Origin of the sequence: Ensifer adhaerens (assembly GCF_013283195.1) — a bacterium.
GTDB classification, from domain to species: Bacteria; Pseudomonadota; Alphaproteobacteria; order Rhizobiales; family Rhizobiaceae; genus Ensifer; species Ensifer adhaerens_G.
In genome coordinates, this window is record NZ_JABEKT010000003.1 from 727,593 (window position 1) to 743,332 (window position 15,740).

Sequence of the window (15,740 nt, forward strand, 5' to 3'; positions counted from 1 at the left end):
GTCGTGTCGCCGGCAATCAAGGGCTCTCAAACAAGTCACCGCTTCTGATACGCGTGGAAAATATAGTCTTTTGCCTCCACGGCGGTGTGGCATGTAAACCCACAGTCGGAGCCATTTCCATCCGGCGCAAACGAATCGGATGGCGCGTCATAGTTGAAGTTGGCATATCCCCACCCGCCACTGGCCTCAAATCTCTTGCTGTCCTTTTCGATGAAGGCAACATTCCGCAACGCGTTCGGCACGTTCACGGAAAATGGTGAATCTGCATCTTTTGTTGCCTTCCATTGGATTTTCGCAATCTTCGACCCGTCGGGGAATTTCGTACCATTGCCCGGAACGCCTTTCTTATAGGCCTCAATCATCGTCGGGTTGGCCATGATGACGTTCAGAACCGTACCGGAATCGCCGCCCATCACCGATTCTGCAGGATCAACGGCGGCAACAGAAACCACTTCCCAGCTTTCGTAACCCTTGAAGTCAGCGAAGCCGAGACCATCCGGCACACGGATGGTCTTTTTATCGTTTGCAGCGATGCCCACACCGCCTATCGCGGCCAGCGTTCCCGCAAAGAGTAATAAGGTTGGAAATTTTCGCACGATCATACCTCCGATGCTATTTCCACAAAAGCTTCAGGGACATTCGTTGAAACGGGACCGACACTGAAACCGGTGGTCTCCAGCTCTCACAATAACATCGCGGCTGCAGTGTTGAAACACGCCGAACGATTAGCCATTCGAGCGATCTGCGTACCGCCGACGCCTCCACGAGGATGATGGATCGCAGTGGCGTCGCCAAGCCGCATATAGTGGCGCGGGCGTGGCGCTCAGTGACGAAATCGGTTCAGCACGAGACTAAACGAGGATCGTTATTCTCGGCTTGAAAGGAATCGAACCGCCGACAGCCAAAAGAATTGGCGTAGGATTCACTCGTTGCCGAGCTCAAAGGGCCATATCTGGGCACCGTGCAAAATGCGCAGAATGCGAACGCGGTCGTCTGTCACCGTGTATGCGGCGATGTAGGGAGTGCGCGGAATTACCAACTCCCGCGTTCCCTCAATTCGACCAGGGCGGCCGCTTTCGGGAAAGTCAAGGAGACGCCGAACTGCGTGCGCAATCTCCTCATCGACGTGCACCGCCGCTTTCGGGTTTTCACTTTCAATGTAGCTGAAGATAGCGTCCCGATCGTCAAGCGCATACTGCGCCCAGACAAGCCTCATCGGTCGCCAGCCCCGGCCTTTCGCAGAGTTGCCGCCCGGCGCTCGCGAAAGCGAGCCTCAGCATCCGCATCCTCGTAGTCAGGTCGCGTATCCTCGAGAGCCTCCAACACTTTGGCGCGGAACCAGGCATCGTGGGCGTCACTGCTACCGACCATCTCGAGCGGTAATGAGCCTTCGTTCGCCGTTCGCGTCAGAAGGATACGAACAGCATCCGATACAGTTAGCCCCATGTTTTGTAGGACAGCCGTGGCGCGGTCCTTGATGTCAGCATCAATCCGCGTCTGGACCAGTGCATTTGCGGCCATGACAAATCTCCTTCACAAGCCAATGTAATGCGCCTGCATGACAAAATCCAGTATCATCGCGGACGCACAGAACGGGAACATCCCATCGCAAGACGTCCGCCTTGGGTCACACGAAGTTAAGATCGCCGACGTTTATCTTGGTCGTTCGACCATGTCATGCTCTCGCCTGAGCGAGCCCTTGAATTCGATTGTGGTAAAAGCAAGCTGTGAGGAGCCAATGTTCGTCAGATCGTGAACCATCGTCTCGTCCGCGGCAAAGGCGAACACCTTGCAGTCGCCGGCCTTGTAGTCGGTAACGACGGTGTTGCCGTCCGCGTACATGGAGCGAGACCGTCCTGACGTCAGTGCGATCCAGCAATAGTCCAGTTCGTGGCGGTGAAAGCCAAGGCGTTCGCCGGGTGCAAGGTTGATGTGCCAGACACGCACGAGGTCAGTTTCGGATACCAGTGTTTGTCCCACACGCTCGTCCGCGTTCGCGATCTCATCGCGAAAGGCCTTCGACATCGACACATTGCTCTGCGCCATCGGTACCATTCCGGTTCCTCCGTCATGTGGTGGGAATAACGCCACCATCGATATTGATCACATCGCCGCTGATGAACTCGGAGAGATCCGAGGCCAGGTAGAGAACAGCAGTGGCCACGTCGCGCGCGGCTCCAAGCCGACCCGCGGGCAGTCTGGATTCGGCAAGGAACGCATCCACTGCACCGTCGATCGTCGTGCCGTAGCGCTCGGCGAGCGCATGGAGGAAGCCACCCGGGCGGTCCCAGAGTTCGGTTCGAATGTGGGCAGGCGCGACCACATTCGAGCGAATCCCCTTCGGCGTAAATTCCCGGGCAAGCGCCTTGGACAGAAGCGTGATCGCCGCCTTGGATGTGCTGTAGTCCGGCAGCAGCGGGTGCGGCATGCGCCCGGCTTCCGAACCACAATGGATAAGCACGCCCCTCTTCTGCGCGAGCATGGCAGGCAGCACGGCCCGCGCCATGCGAACATAGCCCATGAGATTGACATTGAGCGTCTGCGCCCAGTCCTCGTCCGAGACTTCGAGAAAGCCGCCGCGGGTCGGACAGATGCCGGCATTGTTGAAAAGCACGTCGATGCGGCCGAAGGCTTTGAGCGCGGTGTCCGCGGCCGCTTCCCCTGCCCCCTTCTCTCCAAGGTCGACCTCGCATGTCCGCCAACGGTCATGCGCAGCAAGATCCTTCACCGGCGCCATATCACGGCTGACGCCCAGAACGCGGGCGCCCTCGGACAGGAACAGCTTTGCCGTCTCCAGCCCGATGCCGGAGCTCGCGCCCGTGACGATTACGACCTTGTCTTTAAGGTTCAGGTTCATGACTGCAGTCTCCTCCACATGCTCCGCGTTGGCCGCAGCAAGGATGCCACGGCAATCGAGGAGCGCGTCAAGGTTTCTTCGGCATTCACCAACAGCTGTTCTGTCAAAGAAGCTTCAGCTTCGTCGTCCGCGAGACCACCGACACGGCGATCACGATGATGATGCCCTTGACGATGCTCTGCACGTAGGTGTCCATGCCCACCAGGTTCAGGCCATTGTTCATGATGCCGATTAGCAGCGCTCCGAAGAACGTCCCCATGACGGTCGCCGTGCCCGGGCGAAGCATCGTCATGCCGATGAAGACGGCAGCGAGACCGTCCAGCAGATAGGTTTCGCCACCGTTCGGCTGGCCGGAACCAAGCCGGGCCGAAAGAATGATCCCGGAGATCGCGGCAAAGAGCGAACTCAGTGCCAGCCCATAGACCCGGTAGGAACGGACCTTGATGCCCGAAAGCTCGGCGGCCCGCGCATTGCCGCCGACTGCATAAAGGTAACGGCCGAATGTCGTGCGCTCCATGAGGAACCACGAGGCGGCAACGACGACCAACATGATCAGTGCCGGATAGGGCAGGATGCCTGCGACCTTGCCCTGGCCCACCGCCAGATACTCGGGGGGAATGCCACCATAGATCGCACGACCGCCAGAGATCATGAAGTTGATGCCCCACAGAATGGAACCGGCCGCAAGCGTCGCGATCAGCGAGGGAACGCCGACGCCGACGACGAGCGCAGAATTGATGAGGCCGACGGCAAGGCCAGCTCCGAGCGCGCCGACGATCGACAAGGGGATCGGCACACCGGCCACCATCAATAGGGGTGCCAGCAGACCGGCGAGCCCAACGACATAACCGACGGAAAGATCCATCTCCTTGGCGGCGAACCCAAAGGTCAGACCGACGGCGACGATCGTCAGCATCGAGATCTGCTGGAGGATGTTGACGAGATTGGTGCCGGTGAAGAACCGGTCCGTGCCGATCGAGAAAGCCAGGAAAAGGACGACCAGGACGGCAAGCGTGCTGTACTTCTGTACCAGTGTGCCAATGCGCATCGGGCGGGACGCTTTTTCCTGAGCAAGAGTTGTTGTCATGGTCATTGGGTTACCCCCGCAATTGCATTGATGAAGACAGCTTCGCTGAAGTCGCGGCGAGCGATCTGGTCGGCATCCCGACCGTTCCTGAACGCCACGACCCGGTCGGCCACATGGGCGATTTCGAGCAGATCGCTTGAGGCGACGATGACCGCCGCGCCGCGTTCGGCGAGCGAGACGATGAGGTCATGGATCTCGCGTTTTGCGCCGACATCCACGCCTTCGGTGGGCTCGAGAAAGACAAAGAGCTTGTACTTACCCTCGGAAGCGAATTGCCATTTGGCGACGGAGACCTTCTGCTTGTTGCCGCCGCTGAGCTCGACGATCTTCGTCTCCGCGCTCGACGTCTTGATGTTCAATCGCTTGATCAGGCGGTGGGTCTCGGCGCGCTCGCGCCCGTTCTGGACCACTCCGAACGGCTTGAGGCTGGTCTCCTGGATACCCGCCATCGACATGTTCTCCCGAACTGTCCAGTCGCCGATCATGGCATTGATCATCCGGTGATCGGGGATGAGCGCAGCACCGCGCCGTTTCATGTCGCGCACGCTGGCGCGCCCGACATCCTTGCTCTTGAAGCGATACTCCCCCGCCGTGGCAAGGCGTGGTTCAAACAGCGACTGGGCGAATTCGAAGTGCCCGGAACCGGTCAGTCCGATCAGTCCGACGATCTCGCCGCTGCGAACTTCCAGGCCATCCATGAGGAAGCGCGCACCCTGCCAGCCCTTGATATCGACGACGATCTCCGCGTCGTCGGCAAGGCTGCGTTCCGTAAGAGCGCTGTCGAACAGACGATGTTGATTGCCGGTCTGCCCGCGATTGAGCATGAGGTCGATCAGCTGGCGTTCAGTCACCTCGTGCCCCGCATTGGAGAGGTGGCTCACCTTGCGGCCGTCCTGCAGGACGGTGATCTCGTCGCAAAGATCGACCACCTCCTGAAGGAAGTGACTGATGAGAACCACCGCCATCCCGGCATCGGACAGTTGGCGGATCAGTGTCCAGAGGCTCTGTTTTTCCTTGGCCGGCAGCGTTGCCGTCGGCTCGTCGAGGATCAGGACCTTTGGACGCGAGTGCAGCGCGCGCAGGATTTCGATGACCTTCTGGTCGGCATAGGGAAGTTCATCGACCTTGCGATTGAGTGCGATTGCCGTTTCCGGGAACCACTGTTTCGCCAGCTCTTCCGCCTGCCGCTGAACTTCGCGCCGGTTGATGAAAAAGCGGCTTTTGACCGGCTCGAAGCCAAGACAGATGTTCTCGGCGCCCGTCAGGTGCGGCACCAGGCTGCCTTCCTGCGATACGAGCGAGACGCCGTTTGCAACGGCCGCCGCCGGATTTTCGAAAGCGACCGGCTGGCCTGCCATGCTGAGCGTGCCGGCCGTCGGCTGGACGGCGCCGCTCAAAATGCTGACGAGGGTCGTCTTGCCGGCACCGTTCTCGCCGACGATGCCGTGCACGCGGCCCTCGACGATCTCGATGGATACGCCGTCGAGCGCGAGCGTGCCGGGCCATTGCTTGGTGATGTTCTCAAGAACAATCGACATGTTGCACCTCCGAAATGGACGGGCGGTCGCACCGCCCGCCCGGCCGGTTCACTTGCAGTTGTCCTTGGTGAAGAGCGTCGCACCGTAGTAGACGATGTCCTTGCCGTTGGTGACCTCCTTCGGATGGTCACCATCCACCATGACGCGCTTGGCATAGGTCGCAAGATTGACGCCCCACTCCTCGAACTGCTGCCGCCCGGTGGCGACGAACATGGAGTTGGGCTCGCAGATCGCCTTGATCGCCTCCGGGTGGCCGTCCATGCCCGAGACGGGCACGTTCAATCCGGCGCCCTGGAGCGCGGTGATCGCTGCCTGTGCCGGCTCGTCCCAGGGCGTCCAGACAGCGGTGATTTCTTCGCCGTAACGCGTGGCGAAGTCCTGAACGGCGTTCAGCGTTTCCTGGTAGAAGTTGGCCACGTCGAAATTGTATTCGCCGATGACCTTGATGTCGGGATACTCCTTCAGGATCGCCCGCAGCGTATCGGTACGCTCACGCACCGGCTTGATCTTGTCGGTGGTGATGATGATGAGGTTGCCCTTGCCCTTCATCTGGCTGATCAGGCTCAGCGATACCTCGGCGGACATCTGCCAGTTGTTCGTGGTGATGTCCGCGGTCGAGCCCGGGATCCAGCCGGAGTCGACCGTGTAGACCGGAATGTGTGCCGATTCTGCGCCCTTGAGCGCGTTACTGGACGCGCGCAGGTCCGCGTAGGTCACGTAGATGACATCGACACCGCGGTTGACGGCATCCTCGATGTTGTTGGCGACTTTCTCCGCAGACCCGGCAGAGTCGAGATAGGTCACTTCCCAATCGTCGATGTTGTTGTCGGTCAGGTACTTCTTGAAGCCGTCCTGCGTGCGTTGTTCGGCCTGGAAGGCCGCGTTGCCCTGGATCCAGCCAATCTTGACGGGATTGGCGAGGGCCGGTGATGCGGCCCACAGGGCAAGGATTGCTACGCTGGTGAATTTCAGAACTGTCGACATGATTTTTCCTCCCACTCTGTCGTCAGATTGATAGAAAGCCGCCGTCGATATTCAGATCGACGCCGGTGCAGTAACTGGCCGCTTCGCTTGCGAGAAACACCGCCGGTCCGCCCACTTCGTGTGGTTGCCCCATGCGTTTCATCGGCGTCATCTCGGCGAACCTGCGGACATTCTCGGCCACTTCCGGGCGGCTGTTCATGGGCGTTGCCATGAAGCCCGGGCTCAGGCAGTTGACGCGCACGCCCCGCCCGGCCCATTCGGCTGCGAGGCTCTTCGTCAGGCGGATCACCGCCGCTTTCGTTGCGTCGTAGTGCGCCTGTTCCAGACCCCGGATCGCGGTCGAGCCACAGATCGACGCCATGTTGAGAATGGAGCCGCGACCACGTTCCAGCATGCGGCGGCCCTCGACCTGACAGGACCAGAAGAGCCCGTTGAGGTTGATGTCCATCATCCTCAGAAACTGGGACTGCGGCATCGTCTCGGCCGCGCTGACATTGGCAATACCGGCGCTGTTGACGGCGATGTCGATCTCACCGAGCTCCCGTTCGGCACGATCGAATGCGGCTTCGATCGAACTGCGATCGGTGACGTCACCGTCGAGGGCAAAGCCGCTTCGACCGGTGGCGGAGATCGCCGCCAGCGTCACGTCCTGACCTTCGGCACCCGACAGGTCGAAGCAGGCGACATCGGCACCCGCCTCGGCAAGCGCAATGGCGATCGCCTGTCCGAGACCACTGCCGGCACCGGTGACGAAGGCACGCTTGCCGCCAAGATCAAATCTTTTCACCTGCACCTCCCGAAACCTGCTGATTTTATTGATAAACCGATTGGCTCTTGCGATTGAGGACGTTGCCCTGAATTCACTCTTCAGCGCCGCTGAAGAAGGCTCAGAGAATGGCCCGGATGGTGCCGCCCTCCGCACGCATCGCCATGCCGTTGAGGTGCGGGCTTGCTGCGAGATGCACGACGCTGCGTGCGACTTCGTCCGGCTCGATCATTCTGCGGATAAGCGAGGTCGGCTCGGTTTCATCGAAGTAGTCGGAGACGACCGCTTCGCGGGTCGTGCCCTTCTCATCGGCAATTTCCTGGTGATAGCGACGAACGGCTTCGGTGTTCGTGGGCCCTGGCAGGATGGTGTTGACCCTGACCCGCGTGCCCTTCGTCAACTCGGCAAGGGCCCGCGACAGGCCGAGCAGACAGGTCTTCATGGCGCCGTAATGGGCCATCCAGGGCTGTGGCTTGACGGCGCTTTCGCTGCTGATGAAGACGACGCTGCCTTCGCCGCGCGCCAGCATCTCCTTCAGCACCAGCCGCGACATGCGTACGCCGGTCATGACGTTCACATCGAAATAGCGAAACCAGTGCTCGTCCGTCGTCTCGAAGAAATCGCGGACTTCGAAGATGCCGATGCTGTTGACGAGGATATCGACAGGGCGATGGGAGGAGGCGAAGGCATATAGGCGCTCGGCCTCCCCCTCGACCGTCAGATCCCCGGCGATCCCACGGCAGCGCTGGCCAAGAGCCGCGATGGTATCCCCAACCTCCGCGGCGCTGATGCCGCTCACGGTGACATCCGCGCCTTCGGCAAGAAAGACCGAGGCAATAGCGCGTCCGATGCCCGTGGCACCGCCCGTCACCAACACGTGTTTGCCGGTAAGACCATAATCCATTCTAAAAAATCTCCATGCGTCGTCGTTCGGTGGCCAGGAAGGCGCACCGTCGGAAGTTAGGATGATGTGGAACGCGATCAGGCGGCGCCGCGCAGCCTTGGATACTCGGTCCTGCAAAGCTCGGCGCTACGGCTCAGGCGCTTCACGCGCTGCAGGAGAAAATCGATGAACTCGGCCGTCCGCAGAGGCAGGCGATGTCTCGGTTCAGACAGGAGATGGATGATCTCGGGGTCGCAGTCGAAATCCCTGAGGACTGCGACCAGCGTTCCTTCTTCCAGTTCGCGCGCGACATCCCAGGACGACACGCGAATGAGGCCCTGTCCGGCCTTGGCGAGATCGATCAGCGCCTGCCGGTCGGAGACGATGCGGTTGCCGCTGACCCGCACGAGCGTCGGTTCACCTTCGACGGCAAAACCCCATTTGTCAGCAGCGGTCTTGCCGTCGAGATAGACCAGACAGTTATGGACAACGAGATCGGACGGCGCATCCGGTGCCCCCATACGCGCCAAATAGTCGGGCGCTGCACAGATCACCATCGGGTTTTCGCCGAGCTTGCGGGTGGTCAGTGCGCTATCTGGCACCGTACCGAAGCGAATGACGATATCGCAATCGTCGTCGACCAGATTGACGTCGTCATCACCAAGGATGAGGCGGAAGCCGATTTCGGGATGCGCGGCGCCGAACTCGCTGGTCAATGGGATCAGGTACTTCCGTCCGAATTCCGTTGGCGCGGCGATGGTCACCGTTCCGTTCGGGTTTTTCTTGCGCTGACGCATTGTCTTGTCGAGCCGCTCGAAGTCCTCGAGGATCCCCTGCGATGTTTCGAAGAGGTAGCGCCCCTCCTCCGTCAGGCAAAGCGAGCGCGTTGTCCGCTTCAGGAGGGCGACGCCGAAGTGACATTCGAGTGCCTTCAGCCGCCCACTCATGGTTGCCGGCGACAGGCCAAGCTTCGAGGCGGCGAGCGAAAAGCTGTTCGACTTGACGATTTCCGAGAAGACGCGGAGGTCCTGGATACTATTCATTGGCCCGCCTCCACCTCGGGCAGGAACTGTCCGAGATTGCCCATGCTCGCGGCAAGGCCAGTAACAAACACTTCGACGCGCGCGCGGATGATCGGGTCGAGATCATCCGGTATCTTGTTGCGGTAGACGTATTTGCGCACGCCCATGTAGAAGAAGCTCGAGTGAAAGCCCCAGACGATCTCAAGCACCAGTTCGTCAGCCTTCGGACCGGACGGAACGGCAACGCCAGCTTCCGCGGCAATCTCGGCGAAGATCAGCGGAAAGGTCGTTTCGTGCAGCAGCCCGAGATATTTCTGTGTGATCTGCGGGTCTTCAAGCGCCGATGCGATGAAAATCCGGATCCAGCGCTCGTCGAGGATCGCAGCCGTATAGGCCCGCAGGTAAAGGACGAGGCGTTCACGGATCGAAATCGAACGATCGGCGAGCAGCTCGTTCCAGCCCGGATCCCAGCGCTTCAGATACACTTCGTCGTAGATCTTCTGGAGCAGGTCGTCGCGGTTCTTGAAATACCGGTAGAGCAGCGGCTGTGAGACGCCGAGCGCATCGGCCAGTTCCCGCGTCGTAAACCGTAGTCCTCTCTGGGCGACGAAATCGATCGCAAACTCGAGGATCTGCTGCTCGCGGTCAGCCGCGTCGAGGTATTTTCGTGCTGCTTTTGCCATAGCCTATCGCTCTGACACATAAGTGGTGTCAGTCCTAATGCTTTGAAAATCAGACTTGGCTCCGACCCGAACGACGGCCGGGAACCTCCCATGCTCTCTCCCTGAGCTGACATAAGAGGTAACACCATCACCAAAACTGATCAAGTGATAATTTATCAATTGATAATTTCCTATATCGACCGTGCTAGGAAATCGAGGAACCTGCGAATTCTCTGCGGCACATGCGTCTGAGCCGAATAGATCGCGGAGATCGGCTCGGTCTCTCCGGCATCCCAGGAAACGAGCAGCCGGACGAGACGTCCTTCCGCAAGATCCCGACCGATGTGAAACGCAGAAAGCCGGGCGATGCCGGCCCCCTGCAGCGCGAACAGCCGCATGGACTCGCCGTTGTTGACGAGCAGCCGGCCGCCAACGTCGACATGAACCGAGGCACCATCCGCAGGGTCCTTGAACTGCCAGGTGCTGAGGTGCGGACGGCCACCGAAGGTCAGGCACGCGTGCTGACGCAATTCCTCAGGCCGGGCCGGTTCGCCATGCCGGGCCAGATAGTCTGGCGAGGCGACGATGTGCCTTTGTGAATCCAGCAACCGACGGGAACGTAACGAAGAATCGCGCAGAACGCCCGTCCGGATCGCGATATCTGTCTTCTCCGCAATCAGGTCGACGGGTTCGTCGCTGAGTTCGAGATCGATGCGCATGCCCGGGTTTTCGTCGAGAAACCGGACGACCAAAGGCGAGAGCACATGCGTGCCGAACGGCAGGTTGGTGCTGACCTTCAGAAGCCCGCCGATGGCCTCGGCCTTGCGCGCGATCTTTGCCTCGGCCTCGGCGATTTCCTGTACGATGGCCCGTGACGTCGTGTAGAAATCGCTGCCCTCAATGGTCAGTCGAAAGCTGCGGGTCGAGCGGACAACGAGCTGAACGCCGAGACGCTTTTCAAGCCGCGTGACCAGCTTGCTGATGGCCGATGGCGACATCGAAAAGATGCGGGCCGCCGCCGAGAAGCTACCAGCATCGACGATCGTCACGAAGACTTCCATCTCGAGAGCGCGGTTTTGCATCCCAAATACCATTCGTGAATTCTATTCACTTCAGTTATTCCCCAAGCCAGCCTACCTGACCAGAGGGTAAAGCGTCATCCTCTCGCCCACACATCACAAAGGGAGGAATCCATGTATCAAAAACGCGCATTGATCGTCGGTGCAACGGGAATCGTCGGGCTGAACGTTGCCGAACATCTCAGAGACCTCGGCGGCTGGGAGATCCACGGCGCCTCACGCCGGCCACCGCTGGGATCGTCGTACATCAAGCCGCACGCGGTTGATCTGTTGAAGCGGGACGAGGCGATTGCCGCCCTTTCGCACCTTGCACCGACGCATGTCTTCTATTGCTCCTGGACGCTGGGGTCGAACGAGGACGAAAACATTCGCCTCAACGGCGACATGCTGAAGAATGTTCTCGACGCCTTCAAGGACAAGGGTTGCCTGCAGCACGTCGGCGTCGTCACCGGCACGAAGCATTATCTCGGCCCTTTCGAGGACTACGGCAAGGTCCAGCCGGTCACACCATTCCGTGAAACGGCGCCGCGGTTGCCGAAGAAGAACTTCTACTACGAGCTCGAAGACATCGTCATGGCCTATGCCGCCGAGTACGACTTCGGCTGGTCTGTACATCGCTCCCATACGATCATCGGCTATGCGGTCGGCAACCTGATGAACATCGGCGCGACGCTTGCCACACACGCTTCCATCTGCAAGGCGACCGGCAGGCCGTTCCGCTTCCCCGGAAGCCCGACAGCTTATCGCGGCCTCAACGACATTACCGATGCGCGTATCCTCGCCAAGCAGATCGTTTGGGCCGGCACCGAGCCGAACGCCCGCAACGAAGCATTCAACGCGGTCAATGGTGATGTCTTTCGTTGGGAACAGCTCTGGCAGACGATCGCCGACTACTTCGAGATCCCGGTGGCGGAGTACCCTGGGCAGTACAACTGCCTTGCCGAACAGATGAAAGATCTCGGCAACGATTGGGCCCGCCTTGTCGGCGACCACGGCCTTCAGCCGAACAAGCTCGACCGCCTCGCCTCCGCATGGCACACCGACCTCGACCTCGGTCGCCCGATGGAATGCGTCCACTCGATGGCAAAGGCCAGGGCGCTCGGCTTCACTGAAACGCAGGACACGGAGCGCTCCTTCGTCGACGTGTTCGACCGGCTGCGCGCCGAACGCATCATTCCCTGAGCACAGAGCCAACTCGAAAAACTCCAAGGCGCGCCCCCGGGCGCGCCGTTTTGCGTTTGGCGGTTGGAACATCAAGCAAGCGGCGAAGGACACAGAAAAACCGCGCTCCTTGCGAAACGCGGTTTCAGTCTTTCCACAATTCCTTGCCTTGTCAGACGATGAGCGGTCTCGATCCCAGTCGACGCGCCAGTCGATCCAGCGTCTTGAGGCTCGCATTGACCTGCTCGCAGCGGACCTCCGCCACGCCGTCCACTTCCATGAGATAGGTGCGGATCGGACCGACATAGGTCATCGCCATGTTGGGGCAGGCCTTGCACGCGCCGACGAGCTTGATGCTGACGACGCCCTCCGGGCTGATATCGGCGATTTCGATATCGCCGCCGTGGCCAAGGATCAGCGGCCGGATGCGCGCGAAGGCGGCCTCAAGCGCGTCCGGTGATATGGTGGGCCGGGCAGTCATGCGACCAGCCCCAGCTCGATCTTCTTGGCTTCGATATCGATGCCCATGCCGCGGGCAAACGCCTTGCCGAGGATGTTTTCCTTCATCTCGCGGGTGATTTCCGGATAGCCGTAGCGTTCCTGCAGTTCCTCCGGCATTTCGAGGTTGGCGAGCGTATCGATATAGGTCTGCATGTGCGGCCAGATGAAGGCCTCCGAGCCGTAGCAGATACGATCAGAGCCGACGTAGAGCAGCGCTTCTCCAAGCCGCGCCAACATCTTCCAGGGCTGAAGGTAGTACTGGTTAAACCAGAGAGGCAGGATCAGGTAGATGTTGTCGAAACGGCTGGCGATCGAGATCGTCTCGTCGACGTAGGGATCGCCAAGATGGTGAATTCCGAAGTTGAGCTCGGGAAAATCCGCCGCAGCATATTGAATGTCGTTGGGTTTGAAGGCTTCGACAGGCCCCAGTTCCAGCGGGAAGCCCTTGTGGAATTGCACCATCTTGATGCCAAGCTCGATCGCCTTCTCCCAAAGGGGATAGGCAATATCGCGATCATCCGCGCGCCAGGAACAGCCGCGGCGTTGATACTGATAAAACTTCATGCTGACTGCGCCGAGTTCCTTGACCTGGCGCTCCATCTCTTCGAGCGCGAAATCAAGACCATGATAGGCCGGGTCGACGCCGCCGGTCAGCACCACGCGCTTCGGATTCGATTTCGCGAAGGCATCGCTAAGTTCGACCGGGCCGAGCCCCGCCCGCCAGTGCGAAAACAATGGCACGGAGCAGGCGCTCGCCATGTCGGTATCAGAGTTCTCAAACAGCATCTTGTTGCCCCATTCGAGATCGGGGTTCGAGAAGGTTTCGGTTTCCGGTGGCGGACCGCGGCGACCTGTCAGGTTAATGAATCCGGCGATCTGCGAGCGCAGCAGTTTGACGCGCCTGCCATCGCTTCCCGGCTTGATCTGGTTGTCGCCGAAGTCCTGCGTATGGACCGCCGCGTCGAAAACAAACATCCCGTCTTTCATTGCTTACCTCCTTGAGAAAACCGCCGCCTTCACTTGCGTCCCTCTCTAAGTAACATGAGCCAACCCGTTCATTTCTTTGGAATAGTTGAAGATTGTTTTCAGCTAATCGTGCGGGCGGCCGCGCGTTTCTCCAGCTAAAACAGACCTCGTGATCAAGCATCCCGTGGGGCGACCCACCTTGAGGACGAGGACAGCACGTGACCCAACCAAGCAGGATCGAAACAACCGGGGGCCGAAACAGCCTCAGACCGAATGACGAGGAGATTGCATTCCTCAAGGACCGCGCCAAATTCTGTCGCCTCGAGACAATTAGGCTGATCGAAATCGCGAAGGTCGGGCACTACACCTCCGTCTTCTCCGCGGCGGAGCTGTTCTCGGCACTCTACTACGACGCCATGGACCTGAGGCGCGGTGAACCGAAATGGGAGGATCGCGACCGTTTCATGATGGGCAAGGGGCACGCTGCCGTCGGGCTCTTTCCCATTCTCGCCGACCTCGATTTCATCGATCGCGACGTCCTTGACGGTTACACCCGCCTCGGCAATCCGCTCGGCGACCATCCTGATATGACAAAGGTGCCCGGTATCGATTTCAGCTCGGGTTCGATCGGCCACGCACTTTCGGCCGGTTGCGGAATGGCGCTCGCCGGCCGGATGCTGGGCAAGGACTTTTGCACTTACGTGATGATCGGCGACGGGGAACTGCAGGAAGGCCAGGTCTGGGAGGCTGCCCTTTTCGGCGCCCACAACAGACTCGGAAAGCTGATCGGCATCATCGATCGCAACGGCTACCAGCTCGACGGCTCGGTTGACGACATAATCGGCGTCGAGCCGATCGTCGAAAAATGGCAGGCGTTTGGCTGGGAAACCCATGTCGTTGACGGCCACGATGTCGCTGCTGTCGCAACCCTGTTTCGCACGCTCAAGTCCGATCGCGAGCGGACCCGTCCGGTGATGATCGTTGCCGAGACGGTCAAGGGCAAGGGCGTCTCCTACATGGAGACCGAACCGGGCTGGCACCTCGGCTATCTCGATCCTTCGGATGCTGCGCGCGCAATTGCCGAAATCGAAGCGATGGAGATCTGAGATGAGCAAGCCGCTTTCCGACAAGTCCTGGCAATACCGCCAGCTCAACGCCGTGACGCCCGGCCTCGATGCGCTCTCTGACGCCCTCATCGAACTCGTTGCCGCAGGCGAACCGATCGTGGCCGGCACGGCCGATCTGCAATACTCGAACGGGCTTGCGAAATTTCATGCGCTCCATCCCGATCGCTTCATTCAGTTCGGGATCTCCGAACAGAACATGGTGTCGGCCGCAGCCGGGATGGCTGCCGTCGGCATGAAGCCCTATGTCGCAACTTTCGCATCGTTCCTCGCGCTTCTCTGCTGCGAGCAGATCCGCATGGATGTCGCCTATTCCAAGCTGCCGGTTCGGCTGATCGGCCACCACGCCGGCATCTCGCTCGGCTTCTACGGCACCTCGCATCATGCGACGGAGGACCTCGCCATCATGCGGTCGATCGCCAACCTGACGGTAATCGCGCCCGCCGACGGCAATCAGCTCAAGGAGGTGATAAAGGCGGCGAACGACTATCCGCATCCGATCTATATGCGCATCCAGCGCGGGCGCGATCCCGAAGTCTATGCCAACCGCCAGCCGTTCACGATCGGTAAGGCGATTTCTCATTATTCGGGAACCGACCTTACGATCATTGCCACCGGTTCCACCGTGCACCCCGCTCTCGAAGCGACGCGCGCGCTGCGGGCTGCGGGTGCCAGCGTCGGCTTCCTCGACATGGCGACGGTAAAACCGATCGACCGCGATGCCATTCTTGAAGCGGCGGCGCAAAGTCCGCGGATCCTGACGATCGAGGAGCACAATGTGCTTGGGGGCTTGGGTGGTGCGGTTGCAGAGGTGCTGGCGAGTGAAGGTCTAGCCGTCAAGCTGACCCGTCACGGCATCTACGATGAGTACAGCCTGATCGCACCGCCCACTCACCTCTACGCACACTATGAACTCGACGCGAAAGGCATCGAGGCCCGCGCAACGAGGCTGCTCGACAGGAACGTGTGAAAACTGCAGCGCCTGCCGTTCTCTCAAAAGACCGCGGAGTTTAGGCTCCGCGGTTTTTTCCTTGTCGTCTCTGTCTTACGCAACGCCGCCGAGGCAGACATATTTGATCTCGGTGAATTCCTCGATGCCGTATCTGGAGC

The 15,740-nt window shown here is 60.0% G+C and carries 18 protein-coding genes; 3 read left to right on the forward strand and 15 right to left on the reverse strand.

The genetic code is table 11. The annotated features are described in order from the left end of the window. Positions 1-35 precede the first annotated feature (35 nt). From LPJGGPFB_RS26500 to LPJGGPFB_RS26560, 13 genes are all read right to left on the reverse strand, one after another. Positions 36-602, reverse strand: a complete 567-nt coding sequence (locus LPJGGPFB_RS26500; RefSeq protein WP_173422863.1) for a cytochrome P460 family protein — start codon at positions 600-602, stop codon at positions 36-38. A gap of 320 nt (positions 603-922) precedes the next feature. Next, entirely contained in the window at positions 923-1,216 is a 294-nt protein-coding gene (locus tag LPJGGPFB_RS26505; RefSeq protein ID WP_173422864.1) for a type II toxin-antitoxin system RelE/ParE family toxin, read from the reverse strand. Further along, positions 1,213-1,521: a type II toxin-antitoxin system RelB/DinJ family antitoxin gene (locus LPJGGPFB_RS26510; protein ID WP_173422865.1), complete on the reverse strand. Its 309-nt coding sequence runs from the start codon at positions 1,519-1,521 to the stop codon at positions 1,213-1,215. Before LPJGGPFB_RS26510 ends, LPJGGPFB_RS26505 begins: the two co-directional genes overlap by 4 nt. A gap of 132 nt (positions 1,522-1,653) precedes the next feature. Further along, positions 1,654-2,055, reverse strand: coding sequence for a cupin domain-containing protein (locus tag LPJGGPFB_RS26515; RefSeq protein ID WP_173422866.1), 402 nt, complete (start codon positions 2,053-2,055; stop codon positions 1,654-1,656). Positions 2,056-2,068: 13 nt separating this feature from the next. Further along, on the reverse strand, positions 2,069-2,857 hold the full coding sequence (locus LPJGGPFB_RS26520) for an SDR family NAD(P)-dependent oxidoreductase (protein ID WP_173422867.1): 789 nt from the start codon (positions 2,855-2,857) through the stop codon (positions 2,069-2,071). Between the two features lie 103 nt (positions 2,858-2,960). Next, a complete protein-coding gene (locus LPJGGPFB_RS26525; RefSeq protein ID WP_173422868.1) occupies positions 2,961-3,950 on the reverse strand; it encodes an ABC transporter permease in 990 nt (329 codons plus the stop codon). After that, on the reverse strand, positions 3,947-5,482 hold the full coding sequence (locus LPJGGPFB_RS26530; RefSeq protein WP_173422869.1) for a sugar ABC transporter ATP-binding protein: 1,536 nt from the start codon (positions 5,480-5,482) through the stop codon (positions 3,947-3,949). Before LPJGGPFB_RS26530 ends, LPJGGPFB_RS26525 begins: the two co-directional genes overlap by 4 nt. 48 nt (positions 5,483-5,530) lie before the next feature. Further along, entirely contained in the window at positions 5,531-6,466 is a 936-nt protein-coding gene (locus LPJGGPFB_RS26535; RefSeq protein ID WP_173422870.1) for a sugar ABC transporter substrate-binding protein, read from the reverse strand. A gap of 22 nt (positions 6,467-6,488) precedes the next feature. Then, on the reverse strand, positions 6,489-7,253 hold the full coding sequence (locus tag LPJGGPFB_RS26540; RefSeq protein ID WP_173422871.1) for an SDR family oxidoreductase: 765 nt from the start codon (positions 7,251-7,253) through the stop codon (positions 6,489-6,491). 100 nt (positions 7,254-7,353) lie between these two features. Next, complete coding sequence (locus LPJGGPFB_RS26545; RefSeq protein WP_173422872.1) at positions 7,354-8,136, reverse strand: SDR family NAD(P)-dependent oxidoreductase; 783 nt, start codon at positions 8,134-8,136, stop codon at positions 7,354-7,356. 77 nt (positions 8,137-8,213) lie between these two features. After that, on the reverse strand, positions 8,214-9,158 hold the full coding sequence (locus tag LPJGGPFB_RS26550; protein WP_173422873.1) for a LysR family transcriptional regulator: 945 nt from the start codon (positions 9,156-9,158) through the stop codon (positions 8,214-8,216). Further along, positions 9,155-9,820, reverse strand: a complete 666-nt coding sequence (locus LPJGGPFB_RS26555; RefSeq protein WP_173422874.1) for a TetR/AcrR family transcriptional regulator — start codon at positions 9,818-9,820, stop codon at positions 9,155-9,157. The genes LPJGGPFB_RS26550 and LPJGGPFB_RS26555 overlap by 4 nt, the downstream gene beginning before the upstream one ends. A gap of 170 nt (positions 9,821-9,990) precedes the next feature. Beyond that, complete coding sequence (locus LPJGGPFB_RS26560; RefSeq protein ID WP_234903061.1) at positions 9,991-10,881, reverse strand: LysR family transcriptional regulator; 891 nt, start codon at positions 10,879-10,881, stop codon at positions 9,991-9,993. 111 nt (positions 10,882-10,992) lie between these two features. Between LPJGGPFB_RS26560 and LPJGGPFB_RS26565 the strand changes: the two genes are divergently transcribed. Continuing rightward, on the forward strand, positions 10,993-12,060 hold the full coding sequence (locus tag LPJGGPFB_RS26565; RefSeq protein WP_173422876.1) for an SDR family oxidoreductase: 1,068 nt from the start codon (positions 10,993-10,995) through the stop codon (positions 12,058-12,060). A gap of 151 nt (positions 12,061-12,211) precedes the next feature. Here the strand turns inward: LPJGGPFB_RS26565 and LPJGGPFB_RS26570 are convergent, their stop codons facing one another. Next, positions 12,212-12,520 (reverse strand): NifU family protein, encoded by a 309-nt coding sequence (locus LPJGGPFB_RS26570; RefSeq protein WP_173422877.1) that lies wholly within the window; start codon positions 12,518-12,520, stop codon positions 12,212-12,214. Next, the gene (locus tag LPJGGPFB_RS26575) at positions 12,517-13,527 is read right to left on the reverse strand and encodes an amidohydrolase family protein (protein WP_173422878.1); all 1,011 of its coding nucleotides are present in this window, start codon (positions 13,525-13,527) and stop codon (positions 12,517-12,519) included. Before LPJGGPFB_RS26575 ends, LPJGGPFB_RS26570 begins: the two co-directional genes overlap by 4 nt. Before the next feature lie 197 nt (positions 13,528-13,724). Between LPJGGPFB_RS26575 and LPJGGPFB_RS26580 the strand changes: the two genes are divergently transcribed. Both LPJGGPFB_RS26580 and LPJGGPFB_RS26585 read left to right on the forward strand, forming a co-directional pair. Next, positions 13,725-14,612, forward strand: coding sequence for a transketolase (locus LPJGGPFB_RS26580; RefSeq protein WP_327795899.1), 888 nt, complete (start codon positions 13,725-13,727; stop codon positions 14,610-14,612). Position 14,613: 1 nt separating this feature from the next. Continuing rightward, a complete protein-coding gene (locus LPJGGPFB_RS26585; RefSeq protein ID WP_173422879.1) occupies positions 14,614-15,600 on the forward strand; it encodes a transketolase family protein in 987 nt (328 codons plus the stop codon). The last annotated feature ends 140 nt before the right edge of the window (positions 15,601-15,740 follow it).